Below are 19,427 nucleotides of genomic sequence, written 5' to 3' on the forward strand. Positions count from 1 at the left end.
CTTCTCTGAGGGTCACACACACGCGGAGGTCGACTCGAGCCGGCGCAGGATCTGTTGCAGAAAGGCGCGCGGTCTGCGGGTCACGTAGAAGTGGTCGCCGGGCATCGCGATCGGTTCGTCCGCGCGACGCAGCCAGTCGCGCCACGCGGCGACTTCTTCGCGCGACGCTTCGGTGTCGCGGCTGCCGTGGACGAGCAGCGTCGGCGTGTCGATGCGGCGCTGGTCGGCGCGCGGCATGCGGCGATAGGCCTCGGTGATCCGGAAGTCGGCGCGCAGCATCGGCAGGAAGATCGCGAGCAGCGACGGATCTGACAGCAGCGTTGCGTCGCTGCCGCCGATCTCGACGAGCTGATCGACGAACGCGCGGTCGTCGAGATGGCTGAGCAGGCGCCGCCCCTGCAGGTGCGGCGCGTGGCAGCCGGACAGCACGAGCGCGAACGGCGGCGCGCCGCGCCGCTCGAGACGCTCGCAGGTCTCGAACGCCACTTGCGCGCCCATGCTGTGCCCGGCGAGGATCAGCTTGCCGGGCGACGCCTTCGCATCGATCAGCTCGTCGGCGAGCTGATCGGCGAGCCGGCCGATGTCGTCCGCGCCCGGCTCGCGCATCCGGTGGTCGCGGCCCGGATAGATCGCGAGCGAGACGTCGATGCCGAAGTCGTCGACGTTGCGCCAATCGCGGAATGCGCTGCTGCTGCCGCCCGCGAACGGGCACATGACGAGCCGCCACGCAGCCGGCTCCGGCGACATGATCCACGGGCGCAGCATCCGCCGTTCGTTCATGCCGCCACCTGTTCGTCGGGCGCGGCGTCGACGAGCATGCGCGGGTCGATCGCCGGCGGCGGCGCGACGCGGCGCTCGCGCGCGGGGCCCGCGCATTGCAATGTCTTTTGCCAGACGCGGGCGAGCGCGAGCTGATAGGCGGGATCGAACGCGGCGGGCGCCGCCGCGCCGTCGAGATGCCGGCGCAGCGCGTGCAGCACGTGCGCGACGCCCGCGGGGCCGTCGACTTCGAGCGCGTCGCGCCAGCTTGCCGGCGCGGGATGCAGCGGCAGCGCGGGCGGCCGGTCGAGATGCGCGCTTTCGGCGCCCGTCGTCCGGTACGCGCTGCGATTGCCGTCGCGATGCTGCGGGTCGTATAGCGCGGCGGTCCAGACGACCGGGCCGTAGCTCGCGTCGAGCGACAGATAGCCGGAAGGCCAGCCGAGCGTGAGCTGATGCATCGCGAGGCTGTGCAGATCGGGATCGTCGGGATCGAGATAGGTCTGCAGACGCAGCGTCGCGCGGCAGCCGGGCAGGCCGATTCGCAGCGCGTGGAACGCGGGATCGTCGTTGTCCGCGCCGTCGACCGTCGCGTCGACGGCGCCGCTCGCCTGCAGCAGCAGATCGAGCGATGAGTAGAGCAACTGTCGGCTCGTCGCGAGATGCGCGAAGTGCGCGTGCTCGCCGCCGAGCGCGCGCCGCACGCGCCGAGCGCGATCGATCCAGCAGCGGCCGGCCGGCGTGTGCGCATAGAAGCTGTTGACCCAACAGGCGCGCTCGCGTTGCGCGGCGAGCTGCTGCAGGCGGGCGACGTCGTCCGGATGCAGCGGATGCTCCTGCACGACGTGCGCGCCGCGTTCGAGAAATGCCTGCGCGAGCGACGTGCCGGCGCCGCCGACGACCGTCGAGCGGACGACCACGCATGCGATGTCGATGTCGCCGGGCACGTCGTCGATCGACGTGTAGAGCGGAATGCCGAACGCGTGAGCCAGTTGCCGCGCGCGCGGGCTGCCGTTCGCGAGGAGTCCCGCGAGCTCGAGCCCCGGCTGCGGCGCGAGGAACGCATTCAGATAGATTTCGCCGAATTTTGCGCCGGCGACGAGCACGCGCCTGTTGCGCGCGTTGAGAGGTTTCATGCGACTTTCTCCTGCGGGCGGCGAGGGTTGTCGCGCCACTGCCGGAACAGGGCGGCGACGTTCTGTGCTCGTGCGTCGTCCATCACGAGCGTCCAGTGGTCTGCGTCGAGCGTGTGGCGTTCCGCGTGCATGTCCCAGCCTTGCCAGTCGAGTTCGGCCGGTCGCCAGCGGGGCGGGCGGTGCGCGGCGGCGATCCACAGGCAGCGGATCGGCAGCGGGGCGGGCGCGTGGTGGCGCGCGAGCAGGCCGAGCAGGTCGCCGACGCGCGTCAGCCAGCGCTGCGCATCGGCGGCGCTCATGCGCTCCGGCAGCAGCCCGGCCGTTTGCGCGGCGCGCACGAAGCACGCGGTCTGTTCGTCGGCGTCGAGCTGTTCGAGGTCGTCGGGCAGCGGCACGACGGCGCGTCCTTGTGCGAGCAGACGCAGCAGCGACGCGCGATCGTCGTGATCGAAATCGGCGCGGCAGACGGGATCGAGCAGCGCGAGTTCGACCGTTTCGCCGCGCTCGTGCAGCAAGCGCGCGGCCTCGGCGGCGACGGACGCGCCATAGGACCACCCGATCAACGTATACGGCCCGTGCGGCTGCGATGCGCGGATGGCTTGCACGTAGCGATCGGCGAGCGCGCCGAGATCGTCGGGCAGCGTCGCGTCCGTCGCGCGCAAGCCGTGAACGCGGCAGTCCAGATGCCGCGCGAGCGGCATGTACGCGGCGAGCTCGCCGTCGGACGCGTGGAACATGAACACGCGCGCCGGATCGCGCCCTTCGGCGAGCGCCACCAGGCAGCCGCCCGCATCGGCTGCCACGGCCGCTTCGGACGCGGGCGGCGCGTTCAGCGTCGCGCAGAACGCGCCGAGCGTCGGTTCGGCGAAGAGCGCCTGCAGACTCGCGCCGCGCATGCCGTCGCGATTGAGCTGCGCGATCATTCGCGTCGCGATCAGGCTGTCGCCGCCGGATTGGAAGAAATCGCTGTCGCGATGGATAGGGCACTTCAGCAGCGCCTGCCACACCGCGCCGACGCTGCGTTCGAGCGCGGCTTGCGCTTGCGGCTCGCGCGGCGGCGCGACAGGCGTGACAGGCGCGACAGGCGCGGTCGACGTGTGCGACGCGCGAGCCGCGCGGCTCGGCGCACCTTCGTTCGCTTCGTCGCGTCGCGCCGCGTGGCGGTCCGCATGTCGATCGATGCGTTCGCATTGCCGGATGCGCACCGGCGGCAGCGCGTCGCCGCAGCGCGCGCGCAGGCCGCGTTCGAGCGCCCCGAGATCGAGCCGGCCGACATGCGTCGCGCGTGCGAGCACCAGGTGCTGACGCAGCGGGCTGCATTCCTGCTCCGGCCACGCGAGTTCGACCGAAAAGCCCGCCTGCCCGAGCGCGTCGCGCCACGTCGGCAGATCGAGCATCGGCTTGTCGTCGGCCGTGCGGAAATCGTCGTAGCCGTTCAGGCCTTCGATGAAGCCGATGCTCGCCATCTGCAACGCGCTGTCGCGCTCGGTCGCCTCGATCATCAACAGGCGGCCGCCCGGTCTCAGCAGTTGCCCGAGGCGGCGCAGCGACCGCACGACGTCGCTCGCGTCGTGCAGCACGTTGACCGCGACGACGATGTCGTAGCCTGCTTCCGGATGCGCATCGAAATCGACTGGCGCGTTGATGTCGAAGCGCGCGTAGTCGAGCTGCGCGTGGCCGGCGAAGCGCTCGCGGGCGGTGTCGAGGAACAGCGTCGACACGTCGGTGAAGCGGTAGCTGTGCAGCCGGCCGTCGAGCGCCGGCACGAGGTGGCGCGTCGTCGCGGCGGTGCCGGCGCCGACTTCGAGCACGCGCAGCCCGCCCGAACGCTCGCCGAGCGCGCGCGCGATCTGCGCGGCGCCGCGATTCAGGCAGTCGATCGCCGGATTGTCGCTGTACAGCGCGCGGGTGATCGCATCGTCGTCGTCGAACAGCAGCGCGAGCGGCGCTTGCGTGCCGTCGAACAGCGCATCGTGACGCGCGATGCACGTATCCAGATAGGCGCCGAGCGTGCGGCTCCAGCCGGCTTGCGGTAGCGCCTCGGCCGGGTCGGGAACCGTATCGAGCGCCCGTTCGCCGACGAACGCGTCGCCTTCGCGGCGCAGCCAGCCGCGCTCGGCCAGCGCGAGCAGCCATTGCCGCGCGAGCCGGCGATACTGCGGCCGCGCGCGCAGGCGCGACTGCACTTCGTCGAGATCGTGGCGTTGCCCGGCCTGCGCGAACAGGCCGTGGCGATGCAGCGTCCGCGCGATGCCGCGCAGCGCGCGCGCCTCGAGCCAGTGCCAAGTCGCATCGATTTCCGCGAGCTGCGACGCGTCGAGCATCGGCAGCGCAGACGTCAGGGTCAGCGGCGCGCCGGTCTCGGGCGGCGGCGCGACCTGCGCGCCGGCGGCCGACACGACGATGTCGAGCGTGCGACCGTCTTCGGCGAGCGTCGCGGCGGCGTCGGATACGCCGTCCTGCGCGCGCAGCAGGTCTTCGATGTCGCGCAGATCCATGCCCGCATCGCCGGCATGCAGCGGCCAGCGGCGGCGCGCGAAATCCACCCATGCGCCGTCGTCGCGCAGTTTCGCGAGCCCAGGCTGCGTCATCCGTTCCGGTTGCGCGGCGATTCCGCGCAGCAGGCATCGATAATCGTCGAACATCGCCTGCGCGGCGCCGTGCGCGAGCACGTCGTCCATGCAGTACCAACTGAACACGAGATCGCCGTCGACTTCCATCACCTGATGATCGAGCCAGACCTGCGGCGTCTGAGTGAACACGTGGACCGGCTCGCCGAACAGGCTCGTCATCGCCTGATCGATGCTCAGGCCGTCGAGCGACATCCCCAGCATGCTCGTGAACACGACCGGCATCAGCGGCCGGCGAGGGTCATGCGCGCGGCCGCGCGACAGTTCGCGCATCAGTTCGACGCCGTTGACCTGGCTGTGCGCGAGGCGCTGCCAGAGCCGCTCCTGCGTGCGCTCGATCGTGTCGCGCAGCGTCGGCGCGCCGTTCAGCGCGAAGTCGATCAGCAGCACCGACGTGAAATCGCCGATCAATTGAGAGACCTGCGGATGATCGGGACGCCGGTTGAAGAACGTCAGGTTCAGCGTGAAATCCGGATGCCGGCTCCAGCGTTCGAGCGTGTGCGCGAAGAGCGCGAGCAACGCGGCCGACGGCGTCGCGCCCCAGCGCTGCCATTCGCGTTTGAGCTTGTCCCAGTCCGCGCGTTCGAGGCGCGCCTGATATGTGGTGAAGCGGGGCCGCGCGCGGTCGGCGCGTTCGGGGTCGAGCGGCAGCAAGGGCGCGGGCGGCAGTTGCGGGAGCGTGCGTTGCCAGTAGCGCCACGATGCCTGCCAGTCTGGCGCGTCGCGGCGCGCCTGATCGGCGAGCACGTAGTCGCGGAACGTGATCTGCAGCGGTTCGAGCGCCGCGCCGCGATAGGCGCGCGCGAGGTCGTCCATCATCACCTTGAAGCTCTGCACGTCGAACAGCAGCAGGTCGAGGTTCATGTGGAGCCGGTAGCGCGCATCGTCGAGCTCGGTCACGACGAGCTCGAACAGCGGCCAGCGGTCGGCGGGCAGCACGCGGTACGACAGTTCGTCGCGGGTGTGTTCGAGCGCGCGCGCCTGATCGTCGGCGGCGAGGCGCTTCAGGTCGCGCCGCTGCGGCCGGTAGACGGGCACGTCGCGCAGGATGCGCTGGCGGCCGTCCGAATCGACGATCATCCGCAGCATGTCGTGACGCGCGACGAGCGCGTTCCAGGCGGCCTCGAAGCGTGCGAGGTCGAACGTGTCGCGCCGCATGTCCCATTCGAACAGCACGTGACACGCGACGCCGCCGTACGCGATCAGATCGGTGCGGCCGAGCCAGTACGCATGCTGGATCGGCGTCAACGGGAACGGCTCGAAGCGGTTCGCGGGATCGTGGATGAGCGCGCCGGCGTCCGAAGCGGGCGCGCTGGCGTCGGCGGGCGCGGATTCGACGATCAGCCGGCCGATTCCGGCGACCGTCATGTCGCGATACGCGCGCTCGGCGTCGAGCTTGACGCCGAGCTGCGATTCGACCGCGCTCCGCAATTCGAGGAACAGCAGCGAATCGAGGCCGAGCTTCAGCAGATCGCGTTTCGGCGTGAGTTGAGCGAGATCGTCGAGCTTCAGTTGCGCGGCGATGCGCGCCGTCAACCATTGGCGGACGGCATCGGCATCGCGCGGATCGGGGCGCGCGGCGGCGGCCGCCGCAGCGGCGGCCGCCGACGCCGCTGCGGCGCGGGAGGCCGCCGTCGGCGAGCGCGCGAGCCGCGCGGATGGCGTATCGGCGCCGGCGTCGAACAGCGCGCGGCGGCCGGCGTCGAGCCGCTCGCGCAGCACGCGCATCGCGAGCCGGTATGGCGCGCCGCGCATCACGGCCTGTTCCAGATGCCACAGGCCTTCCGCGCTCGACAGCACGCCCATCCCGCTCTCCGCGAGCTTGTGTTGCAATGCGGGCTCGGCCGCGCGTCCGGCTTCGCCCCATGCGCCCCACGCGATGGAGATCACCGCCGGCGTCTCGCCGCTTGCGCGCGCTTCGGCGAGCCCGTCGAGATAGGCGCTCGCGAACGCGTGCGCGCCTTGTCCCGGCGCGCCGAGCGCGGCGGCCGCCGACGAATAGAAAAGCAGATAGCGCGCGTCGTGCGCGCGGAGCCAGTCGCGCAGCACGCGCGCCGCGTCGGCCTTCACCGCGAGCACGGGCGCGATGCGTTCGGCGTCGAGCGTGGCGAGCGGCGCATCGTCGAGGATGCCGGCCGCATGGATCGCGCCCGCGACGCCGCCATCCGCGTGCAGCGCGTGCAGCGCCGCCGTCAACTGCGCGGGTTCGGCGATGTCGCAGCGCACCCAGCGCAATTTGCATGCATGGAGCGCTTCGACTTCATGCTGGAACGCAGACCAGTCGTCATGCGCGCGAGGCGCGACGAGCGCGATGCGGCGCGCGCCGTGGCGCGCGAGCCAGCGCACGCTCAGCCGGCCGAGGCCGCCGAACGCGCCGGTGACGACGTGCCAGCGTTCGCCGGCGAGCGCGCCGGCGGGCAGCGCGGGCGCGACGTAGGGTTCCGCCGCAAGCGATGGCGCATGCGCGCGGCCGTCGCGGACCGCGAGCCAGCGAGCGCCGCTGCCGAGCGCATCGAGCGCCGGCAGCAGATCGCGCCACGCGGCGGCCGGATGCAGGTCGATCGCGGCTAGCATGCGGTCCGGCCGTTCGGCGGCCGCGACGCGCAGCAGCCCCCACGCGGCGCGATGCGCGGGGTCGACGAGATCGTCGGCGTGGACCTTCCATGCGCCGCGGGTCACGACGACGAGCGGCGCGCGGCTTGCTTCTGACAGCGCGTCGAGCAATGCCGGCGCGATCGCCTGTAGCGGCTTCTCGTCCGGATCGAGGATGAACAATCGGCGATCCGCGTGCGGCGCGATCGGCATGCCCGCGTCGCGCAGCGAGTCGGCGAACGGCGTCGACGCGGCGTGCAATGCGATGCCGTTCGCATCTGGCGACGCATCGGACACGGGCCGCCACTGCCAGCCGTAATGCGTATCGCGCGCAGGCAGCGGCGCGGGCAGGCCGTCTTCGGGGGAGTCGGCGTCGAGCGGCCGCCATGCGCCGGATTCATCGCGCGCGTCGAGCGCGATCCGCGCCGCGCCGAACGGACTGGCGCACCAGCGCAGGCGCACGAGCGTCAGCCACGCCGGCGCGCGCTCGGGCGCGCGAATCGTCGGAGCCGCCTGGCCGCCGCCGTGGCGGCCCGCCAGTTCCGCGCCGCCCCGCGCGAGCCGTTGCTGCCATGCCTCGCGCCGGCCCGCGCAATCGGACCAGTCGGCGAGATACACGCCGTCGTCGGTGAGCGGCTGACCGAGCAGCGGATCGGCGTCGTCGGCGAGCCACGGCGCGACGCCCGCCGAGCGGCCCGGCGCGGTCGCGAGCACGATGTGCTCGCTGATGCCCGACGTCGGCGCGCCGTCGTCCGGCAGCCAGTCGATGCGCTCGAATCCCGCCGCGACGCATTGTTCCTTCCAGCGCGCGGTCGACAGGAACAGCTCGCCGCCGCGCGCGTCCTCGTCGTGCAGCGGCAGCACGAGCGGGCCGAATACGAAATCGAAGAGGCGCATCGGCCGCGTGATCTCGCGCATCAGCAGACGGCCGCCCGGCTTCAGCAGCGGCGCGAGGTTCGCGAGCGCGCGGCCGACGTGCTGCGTCGCATGGATCACGTTGGCTGCGACGATCAGGTCGTATGCGCCCGCTTCGAAGCCTTGCGCATGCGCGTCTTTTTGCAGATCGAACACGCGATAGTCGACGCCTTCGTGAGCGGCGAATTTCTGCTCGGCGCGCCGCGTGAAAATCGGCGAGATGTCGGTGAAGTCGTAGCGGACGTTCGGCTCGCCGTCGAGTTCCGGCAGCAGCCACGCGGTCGTGCCGCCGGTGCCGCCGCCGACTTCGAGAATCCGGAATGGGCGGTGCCGGCGACGGTTCGTCTGCCGCTCGCGGACGAGCCCCGCGACGACGCCCGCGGCGATCTGGTTGAAATAGCGCCCGAAGCTGAATTCCTGATACAGCACTTCGACGCCGCTCGACGCGCTGTCCGGGAAGATCACCGCGACCGGCTCGATGTCGCCGCTCATCATCGCGTGCAGGCTGTCTCCCGCGCGCGCGACGGTATCGGCGATCACGTCGAAGCCTTCGCAGCAGTCGCGCAGGATCTGCAGCAGCGCGTCGCGTTCCGCGTGGGGCGCCGCGAGCGCGGGCGCGTAGCGGTCGTTGTCGCGGCGGTAGTAGCCGTCTTCGACGCACGCATTCAGGAGCCGCACGAGCAACTGGCGATGGCGCGGCAGCAGACGGCCCGCGCGCAGGATGTCGAGCGCGGTCGCGCCCTCGTCGAAGCGCTCGCCGATGCAGCGGCGCACGAGCCGATCGACGTAGATCGCATGCAACTGCGTGACACAGTCGTAGAGCCGTTGCAGGCGCGGCAGATCGAGCGATGCGGCGGCTGCGGCCGCGACCCGCCGGCCTTCGGCGAGCGCCGGGTCGACATCGCCGCCGTGCGCCGCGGGCGGTGTGACGGCTGCCGGCTGCGCATCGCGCCAATAGCGTTCGGCATCGAACGGATAGCGCGGCGCGTGCAGCTTGCGGCCGGACGAAGGCAGCACGTTCGCCCACGGCAGCGCGACGCCCGCCGCATAGAGTTCGAGCGTCGCCTGCCGCGTTTGCGCGAGCGCGGGCTGTTGTCGGCGCGCGCTCGCGATCCAGCGCGCGCGTTGAGGCGACTCGCGCAGGCCGATCCCCGTCAGTTGCGCATCGGGCCCGAGTTCGAGAAACACGCCCGCGCCCTGTGCGATCGCGTGACGGACCGCGTCGGCGTAACGGACCGGTTCGCGCATGTGCCGGCGCCAATAGCCGTGCGCGTTGAGCCCATCGGCGTCGATCGGCCCGCCGAGCAGCGTCGACACGAGCTGCACGCGGCCGGGCGCCGCATGCAGTTGCGCAGCCGCGCGTTCGAACGTGTCGAGCACCGGATCGAGCAGCGCCGAATGCGCGGCGCCCGGGACCGTGAGCCGCGCGTGGCGGATGTCTTTCGCGGCGAGCGCGGCGGCGAGCGCGTCGACTGCATCGCGACGGCCGGAGAACACGAGATGACGCTCGCCGTTATGCGCGGCGACGTCGGCGCCGGCTTGCCTGGCGAGCGGCAGCAATTCGTCGGCGCACGCGAATGCGGCGAGCATCGCGCCCTCCGCGCAGCGCTGCATCAGCGCGCCGCGCAGCCGGACGAGCGGCATCGCCTGCTCGATCTCGTAGTGTCCGGCGACGACCGCGGCCGCGTATTCGCCGACCGAATGACCGATCACGATCTGCGGCTCGAGACCGAGTGCGCGCCAGTGCGCGGCCATCGCGAGCTCGAATGCGACGATCGCGGGTTGCGCGTAGTCCATCCGTTCGAGCAGATCGCCGCGCTCGCCGGACATCGCGTCGCGCAGCGGGACGTCGAGCTCGCCGTCGCAGGCCGCGAAGCAGCGGTCGAGACACGCGGCGAACGCGGGCGATTGCCGATAGAGCGCCTGTCCCATGCCGGGCCAGTGCGAGCCCTGGCCCGTGAAAAGCCAGACCATTTGCCCGGCTTCGCCGCTGCCGCGATGGACGAGCGCATCGTCTTCGCCCAGCGCGAACGCGTCGAGCGCCGCGACGGTTTCTTCGCAGAACGGCACCGCGAGCCGGTGCGGCAGGTCGAGCTGCCGTCCGCGCAGCGCGGTATGGAGCAAGTCGCGCGCGCCCGCATGCCGCAGCGCGTCCGCGTAGCCGCGCGCGAGGCGTTGCAGCGCGGGCTCGCTCGCCGCGCTCAGCAGCAGCGCCGCGCCGGCGTCCGGCTGCGCACGGTCGTCGCCGCCGACCGCCGCGCGCAACGCGTCCGGCAGCGACGCGACGACCACATGGCAGTTCGTGCCGCCGATGCCGAACGACGACACGCCCGCGACGCGCGATGCGTCGTCCCAGGGCTGCGCTTCGGTGGGCACGTAAAACGGGCTGTCGTCGAGGCCGAGCGCCGGATTCGGCTTGCGGAAGTGCAGGCTCGGCGGAATCGCGCGCCGCTCGACGGCGAGCACGGCTTTCAGGAGGCTCGCGATGCCGGCCGCCGTATCGAGATGCCCGATGTTGCTCTTGACCGAGCCGAGCGCGCAGCGCGGTCCTTCGCCCGCCCGATGAAAGACGCCGCGCAGCGCTTCGAGCTCGACCGGATCGCCGAGCGGCGTGCCGGTGCCGTGCGCCTCGACGAGGCCGATCTGCGTGCTGTCGACGCCCGCGAGCATCAGCGCGTCGCGGATCGCGTCGCGCTGTCCGGCCGCCGACGGCGCGGTGTAGCCGACCTTGCGGTCGCCGTCGTTGTTGATCGCGCTGCCGAGCAGCACCGCGACGACGGGGTCGCCGTCGCGCAGCGCGTCGCCGAGCCGACGCAGCACGACCGCGCCGACGCCGTTGCCGGCGAACGTGCCTTGCGCGTCGGCGTCGAACGGCCGGCAGCGGCCGTCCGGCGAGAAGATCATGCCCGGCTGATGCAGATAGCCCGCGTGCTGCGGAAACGATACGGCCACGCCGCCCGCGACGGCCATGTCGCATTCGCCGGCGCGCAGGCTTTCGCAAGCCAGGTGCGCGGCGACGAGCGAGCTCGAGCACGCGGTCTGCACGGCGAGCGCCGGTCCGCGCAGGTTCAGCTTGTACGCGACGCGCGTCGCGACATAGTCCTTGTCGTTGCCCATCAGCGACTGCAGGCCCTTGACCTGCGCGACTTCGGCGATCCGCAGCGGCTCCCTGCCCGGATACGTGCTGATGCGCGCGGACCCGAACACGCCGGTGCGGTGCGGGACGTCGCGCGGCGCGTAGCCCGCGTGCTCGAGTGCGTGCCAGACGATCTGCAGGAAGAGGCGCTGCTGCGGGTCGATCGATTCGGCTTCCTGACGGGAATAGCCGAACAGCGCGGCATCGAACGCGTCGGCGTCGCGCACGACGGAGCCGACGTTGACGAAGTTCGGCGCGTCGATCGTCGCGGCGTCGAGGCCCGCGTCGAGCAACGCCTGCCGCGTGAAGCGGCGGCTGCATTCAGCGCCGGCGAGCAGGTTGCGCCAGAACGCGTCGCTGTCGTCCGCTTCCGGAAAGCGGCACGCGTGGCCGATCACGGCGATCGGCTCGCCGTTCGGGTAATGCGTCGCGAGCAGCGCGTCGAGATCCGCGGCCGGGCGAGCGGACGAGGTGGCTTTATCCATGACTGGTTTCGAGAGAAGGTTCGTTGGCGGCGGGCGAAGGCGCGGGTGCGGCCGGCTGCGCGAGCCGGCGGCACAGCCGGATCGCGGGCCACAGGCTCGCGACGGCGAGCGCGGCGAGCAACGCGAGCACCGGGCGATAGCCGACGGCGTGGCTGACGCGCAGGACGGCCATCGACATCAGCATGGCGACGGCCATGTCGGTCGACTGGAACAGCGCGTAGTCGGATGCCGGCTGGTGAGGGCGGGTAAGTCCCATCAGCACGTTGTAGAGCGTGACGAAGCCGATCGCCGCCGCGACGTTGACGAAGCCGAATGCGAGCGTCCATTCGCGTATGCCGAAGCGGGGATAGCCGATGGCGAGCACGCCCGCGAGCAGCGGGAACGACAGCATGACGGGCAGCACGCACCGCCACGCGCCGAAACGGCGCATGGCCCAGCCGCCGAGCGCGATGCCGGCGCCGCTCGCGACCGTACTGTAGATCGTGACGACTTCGCCGAGCGCGCTCAGGCCGAGCCCCGCATCGACGAGCAGCACGGTCTGCAGCGCCATCAGCCCGCGCATCGCGACGAGGTAGATCGCGGTCAGCGCGAGCACGGGCCCGATCCCGCGCAGATCGCGCCAGTGCAGGCGCGGGCGCGCCGAGCCGACGGGCGCGGCCAGCATCGGCTGGCGGATCAGCAGCGACGGAATCAGCAGCAGCAGCGACAGCGCGGCGATGCCCGCGAAGCCGCAGCGCCAGCCGGCGCGCTCGGCGATCGCGAGGAACAGGAACGAACCGAGCGGAATCCCCAGATAGCTGCCGCCGACTTGCGCGACGTTCGCGAACGGGCGGCTGCGGGCGTCGGTCGTGCAGATCGCGATGCCGTTCGCGTAGATGCCGTGGCTCGCGGACAGCAGCGACAGCAGCATCAGCGACACGACGATCGCGCCCGCCGCGTGCGCCGGCGGCAGCAAGCCGATGCACGCGATGAGGGCCGCCATGCCGAGTTGCAGCAGCGCGAGACTGCCCTGATAGCGGTTGCCGCGTAGCGGCAGCGCGTGACGCTCGCACCATGGCGCCCACAGGAATTTGCCGACCCAGGGCAGCATCGCGAGCGACAGCCAGCTCAACTGGGCGAGGTCGGCGCCCGCGTGCCGGAAGTAGCCGACGACGCCCTGCATCGTCAGCGCGCTGACCATCCCCTGGTGCGCGTAGTACGACCAGTACGGCAGATAGCGCTTCATGCGGCGGCTCCTCGCCGGCGCTGCAGCTTCGCTCTGCGTTGGTCGAGGAGCGCGCGCCGGTTCGCGTCGTCGGCCTGGGCCGGCGCGTGCGCGCCGCCGAGATGCGCGGCGAGCGCGTGCGGCGACGCATGCGTGAAGAGATCCGTCACCGCGAGCGACGCGTAGCCCGCGTGCCGAAGCTTGACGTGCCATTGGACGAGTTCGAGCGACGACGCGCCGGCTTCGAAGAAGCTCTGTCGCGCGGCGATCGGCAGGCCGAGCGTCTGTTCGAAATGCTGGCGCAGCCGGCCGACGAGCGCGGCGTCGACCGGCGCGTCGTCGCGAAGCGCGGTGATCGGCGCCGCGGGCGCGGCGGCGGCGGAGCCGACGGCGCGCTCGCCGTGCATCGACCGCGCGCCGGCCTGGCCGACACGCGGCACGAGGACGTCGAGCGGCAGCCGCCACGCCGATGCGTCGGTCGCGAGCCGCTGCAGCAGCGCGACGTACTGGTCGAACATCGCGCGCAACCGATCGGGCTCGAACAGCGCTTCGACCGCATCCCAGTTGAAGCGCAGCTCGCCTTCCGATTCGTAGACCTGGTGATCGAGCCATACCTGCGGCGTCTGCGAGATGCCCGAGCGCGGTTCGAGCCACGACGCATGGGCGAGGAAGCGGTCGTGATCGAAGCCGAGCGCGCTCGTGAACACGACCGGCATCTCGGCGGCGGCCCGGCCGTGCCGCTGCGCGAGCTGGCGCATCACCCAGAGCGCCGACACGTCGCGGTGCGCGAGGTCTTGCCACAGCCGCTGCTGCAGCCGCTGCGCGCTCCCGAGCCAGTCGTTCGCGGGCTGCCACGCGAGCAACAGCAGCGACGTGAAGTCGCCGAGCACCTGCTCGATCTGCGGATGCACCGGCTGCCGATCGAACAGCGTGAGGTTCACGCACAGCTCGCGCTGCGCGCTCCACGCGGACAGCACGGCCGAATACGCGGCGAGCAGCAGGGCCGACGGCGTCAGGCTCGCTGCGCCAGCGCTCGCCTTCAGCGCGTGCCACTGCGCGCGCGACAGGCGCGCCGACAGCCGCACGAAGCGCGGCGTCCCGATTTCCGCGGGCGTGCGGCGAAGCGGCAGTTGCGGCGCGGAGGGCAGGCCGTCGAGCCGGCGCTGCCAGTAGGCGAGCGACGCTTCGCTGGTGCGTCGGCCAGCGACGTGCATCACGTAATCGCGAAAGCCGATGTCGAGCGGCGGCAGCGCGCGTTCGGGCGCGACATACAGTTGCTCGAGTTCGGCGAGCAGGATCTGCATGCTGAGACCGTCGAGCATCAGATTGTCGAGACACACGTAGAGCCGGCTGCGCTCGCCGCCGTCCTCGGCTGCTTGCACGTCGAACACGGGCCAGCGCGCGGGATCGAGGACCTGATGCGCGAGCCGCTCGCGCAGCGCGGCGGCGTCGGGACCGTCGAGGCTCGTGACGCGATGGCGCGTCAACGCGAACGGCGGCGCTTCGGCGAGCACCTGCTGCCGGCCGTCGCGGACGACCGCGCGCAGCATGTCGTGGCGCGCGATCAGGCGGTTCCACGCCGCTTCGAAACGCACGACGTCGAGCCGCTCGACTTCGAATTCGACGAAGAAGTGCGAGCCGACGCCGCCCAGCGCGAAGCCGGCCTGGCGGCCGACGAGATACGCCTGCTGGACGTCGGTGAGCGGGAACGGCTGGAAGCGCGACGCGGCGTCGGGCCGCAGCGCGTCAGTTGCCGGCTCGATGCGCGGGCGCAGCGTCGCGGCGAAGGCGGCGAGCGTCGGGTAGTCGAACAGATCGCCGAGCCGCGCCGTGTAGCCTGCCCGATCAAGTTCGCCGATCAGGCGCGTCGCGAGCAGGCTGTCGCCGCCGAGCTGCAGGAAGTGGCTGTGCCGATGCACCGCGTCGACTTGCAGCAAGCGTTGCCACAGCGCGGCGACGGCCGTTTCGGCGTCGCCCTGCGGCGCTTGCCGCGCGGCGTCGGCGTCGGCATCGGCGACAGCGGCGGCGGGCGCGCAGCGGGCCAGCAGCGCCTTGTGGTCGATCTTGCCGTTCGCGGTGAGCGGCAGGGCGTCGATGAAATAGAGGCGCTGCGGCAGCATGTAGGACGGCAGATGCGCTGCGAGCGCCGCGCTCAGCTTTCGCGGATCGGGCGTGCGCACGATGGCGGGCGCGCGCAGCACGAAGCGCCGGTGCGCGCCGACGTCGTCCGACTGCTCGCACGCGAGCGCGCGATCGTCGAATGCATGTCGCCAGTCTTCCGCGCGGCGCAGGCTGTGCTGCGCGGCGGCGCCGCCCGCGAGCAGGTCGGCGCTGACGAGCGCGAGCGCCGATGCATCGCGCAGCTCGGTCACGTAGACGAGCGCCGACGGCGCGGCCAGCCCGGCGAGTTCGTCGAGCGCCGCATCGCCGAGGCGGTGCAGCGCGTTGTTGGCCCAGACCACGTCGGCGCCGTGCGCGAGATCGTTCAGCGACGCGGGGTCCTCGCGCCGCGCTTGCGCATGCGGGAACGCGGCGAGGCGCGCCTGCGCGCGCAGCACCATGTCCTGCGACGCGTCGACGGCCGTGTAGGCCAGCCGTTGCGCGTCGAGGCGGCGCAGCAGCGCTTCGCCGAACAGGCCGCTGCGCGCGCCGATCTCGACGAGCCGTGCGGGCCGCCCCAGCGAGCGGGATAGCGTCGCGACCGCGGTGGCGAGCGCATCGATCGCTTGCCCGGCGCCATCGCTGCGCAGCAGCAGCGATTCCGGCGACCAGAACGGATGGTTGAGCAGCGTGTGCGCTGGGCGCAGCCCGCGCAGGATCGCGCCGAGCGCGTCGTGGTGAGTGAGCAGCGCGTCGGCGGTCGTGAAGAGCGGGTCGTCGGCGCGCGGCCGGCGGCGCGCGTGGTCGTAGCGCGGGCCGCGGCGATACGCGCTGTCCCCTTCGGCGAGGCGGCCGTGCGCGGCCAGCAGCGCGAGCCAGCGCGCGAACAGCGCACGCCACGCCGGCTGCGCGCGATAGCGCGCGAGCGCCGCGTCGACGTCGAGCGGCGCGTCGAAGGTCACGCCTTCGCGTTGCAGATGGTCGTGCAGGAAATCGGCGACGAGATGTTCGATGGCCACGTCGGACTTCGCGTCGGTGTCGGTGTCGGTGTCGCGGCTGGCGTCCGCGCTTGCGCTCGCGTTGCCGATGGCGTCGATGGCGCGGCCTGCGTGTGTGTCCGCATCCGCATCCGCGTCCGGATCGGCTTCCCGAGCAGAGCCGCAATCGCCCGCGGGCGCGAACAGCGCGCGAAAGTCGGACGGCCATGCCGGACCCGCCCGCCGTTCGTCGAACAGCGCGTCGCCTGACGGCACGACGAACGCCGCAAGCGATTTGTCGCGTTCGCCGACCGCGAGCGCGATGCCGGTCTTGACGCCGTCGATGCGATTGAGCGCCGCGTCGATCTCGCCGAGCTCGATCCGGTAGCCGCCGATCTTCACCTGCTTGTCGCGCCGGCCGAGAAATTCCAGTGTGCCGTCGGGCCAGTAGCACCCGTGATCGCCCGTCCGATACCAGCGGCCGCTCGCGTCGTCGACGAATTGCCGCGCGGTGCGTTCGGCGTCGTTGAAGTAGCCGAGCGCGACGCCTTCGCCGCCGATCCACAGCTCGCCCGGCACCCAGTCCGGGCAATCGCGGCCCTGCTCGTCGACGACGCGATAGCGCTGGTTCGCGAGCGGATAGCCATAAGGGATCGAGCGCCAGGGCGGCGGCACGTCGCCGACGTCGTAGGCGTTCGACCAGATCGACGCCTCGGTCGCGCCGCCCATGGCGACGAGCTCGCCGTCCGCGCGAAACGCGCGGTAGCGCGCAGGCAGATCCAGACCGATCCAGTCGCCGGACAACATCGCGACGCGCAGGTTCGACGGCGCGCGCAGCCCCAAGCCTTCGGCGTACGTGACGAGCATGTCGAACAGCGCGGGCACGCTGTTCCATACGGTCACGCGATGGCGGTCGAGCAGTTCGCACCAGACGGCCGGATCGCGCCGCTGCGCTTCGTCGACCAGTACGAGCGCGCCGCCCGCCGCGAGCACGCCGAAGATGTCGTAGACCGACAGATCGAAGTGCAGCGCGGACAGTGCGAGCACGCGATCGCCCGCGCCGACGCGGTAGCGCCGGTTCAGTTCCGCGCATGTGTTGAGCGCGCCGCGATGCGAGATCACGACGCCCTTCGGCGTGCCGGTCGAGCCGGACGTGTAGATCACGTACGCCGGCGTGCGCGGATCGACCGCGACGGGATCGCGCAGCGCGTTGGCCGCGACGGCGTCCTGCCACGCGAGATAGCGCGCCGGATCGTCCGGCGCGGCGATCGCCGCCGGATCGTCGCGGCAGACGAGCACCCGCTTCACGCGAGCGTCGTCGTAGATCTTGCGGCGGCGTTCTTCCGGCTGGTCGAGCGGCACGGGAACGTAGACCGCGCCCGCGTGCAACACGCCGAGCACCGCGACGATCTGCCCGATGCCCTTCGACATGCTGACGGCGACCGTATCGCCCGCTTCCACGCCGCACGCCGCGAGCGCGCCCGCGCAGCGGCGCGCCTGTTCGGCGAGCGTCGCGTAGCTGATTCGCGCGTCGCGATGGATCAGCGCGACGGCGTCGGGCGCGCGCCCGGCCGCGTGGAAGAAGCCGTCGTGCAGGCAACCGTCCGGCACCGGCCGCGCGGTGTCGTTGACGCGCGCGCGGACCGCGCGCTGCGCGTCGGGCATCGGATCGGGCAGCGGCTTGCGCCAGGCGCTGGCGTCACGCACGAGATGCCGCACGAGCGCGACGTACGCATCGAACAGCGCATCGACGAGGCTCGCCGGAAAGAGCGCGTCGACGCTGTCCCACTGCAGCCATGCCGACGCGCCGTGTTCGAACGCGAGATGGTCGATCCATACTTGCGGCGTTTGCGAGATGCCCCACCCGGGCTCGCCGAGCGCGGCGGCGGTGTCGCGGCCGTACAGCGGGCGGCCGAGATTGCTCGTGAACACGACGGGCGCGCCGTGCGGATGACACTGTTCCTTGCGCAGCTCACGCAGCAGCTCGACGCCCGACCAGTGGCGATGCTCGTATGCGTCGGCGAACGTCGCCTGGTTCGCGCGCGCGAGCGAGTCGAACGGCGCGCCTTCGGCGGCGAGATCGATCAGCAGGATGTTCGTGAAATCGGCGATCATCCGCTCGACGGCCGGATCGAGCGGCTGTCGATCGAACAGCGTCAGGTTCAGCAGCAGGCGCGGCTCGCCGCTCCAGCGCGCGAGCACCGCGCCGAAGCACGTCGCGAGCGCCATCGTCGGCGTGACGCCGCACGCGCTCGCCTGCGCCTTGAACGCGCGCCAGTCGGCCTCGCCGAGCGCCGCGCGGCGGCGGCTGAAGCGAACCGGCGCGACGCGCTCGGGCTCCTGGGCGAGCGGCAGACGCGGCGCGGCCGGCAGTTCGGGCAGCTTCGCGCGCCAGTAACGCTGCGCCGCTTCGCGCGCGGCCGCGCTGTCGTGCTGCAGATGCGCGACGTAGCTGCGAAAGTCGTAACCGCTGCCGATGTCCGGCAACGCGCGGCCGCTGGCGAGCGCCGCGAGCTCGTCGAACACCAGCGTGAAGCTCGCCGCGTCGAGCACGAGCAGATCGAGGTCGACGTGCAGGCGATGCCGCCCGCCGGGAAGCAGCGACAACTGGAAGTCGAACGTCTCGCCGTGCTCGACGTCGAGCACGCGATGGCCGAGGCGTTCGCGCAATGCGGCGAGCGCGTGCTCGCGTTCCGCATCGCCGCAGGCGCGCAAATCGTGCACGGCGACGCCGGGCCAGCTCGAACCCGCACGCCATTGCTGGCGGCCGTCCGTGCGGAATGCGACGCTCAGCATCGGATGGCGGGCGATCATCGCGCGGACGGCGGATTCCAGCCTGTCCGGCGTGAGCCCCGCGCCGTCGAACTCCTGATACAGATGGCAGCCGACGCCGCCGAGCGGCTGCTGCGCGGCGCGGCCGACGAGATACGCGTGCTGGACGGGCGTGAGCGCGAACGGTTCGCCGTCGCGCATCGTCGGCCATGCCTGCGGCGCGGCGGGCCGCTCGGCGACGCGCGCGGGGCAGCGCCGCATCAGCGCGAGCCAGCCGGCGAGCGTCGGCTCGCGGTACAGCTCGCGCAGCGTCAGCGTGTGGCCGCGCGCGCGCAGCCGGTTCAGCCACGCCATCAGGCGCATCGAGTCGAGGCCCAGTTGCAGCAGGTTGGCGTCGGCGTCCAGTTGTTCGGGGTCGACGGACAGATCGGCGGCAAGCTCGCCGCGCAGCGATGCGCCGTCGAGCGCGATGCAACCGGCTTCGACGGCTGGATCGGGGGCGAGGCTCGTATGAAGGTCGGACATGAATGAAGATCCCGAGTCGGTTGTGATGCGAAACCCTGAACGCAAAGACACCCCGTCGACGCATACGCCGCCGCCCGTTTGCGGGCGATGGCGCGATGCTTCGTGCAGTCGTCGGTCGTCGGATGAGTGGCGGCGGCATGCGCACGCGACGCGGCGCGACGGCGGCAGCGGCGTGTGCGATGCGCGACGCCGCGTG

Annotated in this window: 5 protein-coding genes; all 5 read right to left on the reverse strand. The window is 71.8% G+C overall.

The window, feature by feature from the left end; translation table 11 throughout:
* Positions 1-12: 12 nt before the first annotated feature.
* Genes WT16_RS24835 through WT16_RS24855 form a run of 5 tightly spaced genes read right to left on the reverse strand, consistent with a single transcriptional unit; the run spans position 13 to position 19,231 of the window.
* Positions 13-780 carry an alpha/beta fold hydrolase gene (locus WT16_RS24835; RefSeq protein WP_063534455.1) on the reverse strand — a complete coding sequence of 256 codons (768 nt, stop codon included), beginning with the start codon at positions 778-780 and terminating at the stop codon, positions 13-15.
* Positions 777-1,895, reverse strand: a complete 1,119-nt coding sequence (locus tag WT16_RS24840; protein ID WP_063534456.1) for a Gfo/Idh/MocA family oxidoreductase — start codon at positions 1,893-1,895, stop codon at positions 777-779. Before WT16_RS24840 ends, WT16_RS24835 begins: the two co-directional genes overlap by 4 nt.
* On the reverse strand, positions 1,892-11,653 hold the full coding sequence (locus tag WT16_RS24845) for a type I polyketide synthase (protein WP_063534457.1): 9,762 nt from the start codon (positions 11,651-11,653) through the stop codon (positions 1,892-1,894). Before WT16_RS24845 ends, WT16_RS24840 begins: the two co-directional genes overlap by 4 nt.
* A complete protein-coding gene (locus tag WT16_RS24850) occupies positions 11,646-12,878 on the reverse strand; it encodes an MFS transporter (protein ID WP_015602744.1) in 1,233 nt (410 codons plus the stop codon). Before WT16_RS24850 ends, WT16_RS24845 begins: the two co-directional genes overlap by 8 nt.
* Entirely contained in the window at positions 12,875-19,231 is a 6,357-nt protein-coding gene (locus WT16_RS24855) for a non-ribosomal peptide synthetase (RefSeq protein WP_063534458.1), read from the reverse strand. Before WT16_RS24855 ends, WT16_RS24850 begins: the two co-directional genes overlap by 4 nt.
* Positions 19,232-19,427 lie beyond the last annotated feature (196 nt).

Origin of the sequence: Burkholderia sp. MSMB1589WGS (assembly GCF_001636105.1) — a bacterium.
Classification (GTDB): Bacteria; Pseudomonadota; Gammaproteobacteria; order Burkholderiales; family Burkholderiaceae; genus Burkholderia; species Burkholderia humptydooensis.

Coding starts and splice junctions, on each gene's coding strand:
- WT16_RS24835 (WP_063534455.1), bottom strand. CDS start 780: ATGAACGAACGGCGGATGCTGCGCCCGTGGATCATGTCGCCGGAGCCG.
- WT16_RS24855 (WP_063534458.1), bottom strand. CDS start 19,231: ATGTCCGACCTTCATACGAGCCTCGCCCCCGATCCAGCCGTCGAAGCC.
- WT16_RS24845 (WP_063534457.1), bottom strand. CDS start 11,653: ATGGATAAAGCCACCTCGTCCGCTCGCCCGGCCGCGGATCTCGACGCG.
- WT16_RS24840 (WP_063534456.1), bottom strand. CDS start 1,895: ATGAAACCTCTCAACGCGCGCAACAGGCGCGTGCTCGTCGCCGGCGCA.
- WT16_RS24850 (WP_015602744.1), bottom strand. CDS start 12,878: ATGAAGCGCTATCTGCCGTACTGGTCGTACTACGCGCACCAGGGGATG.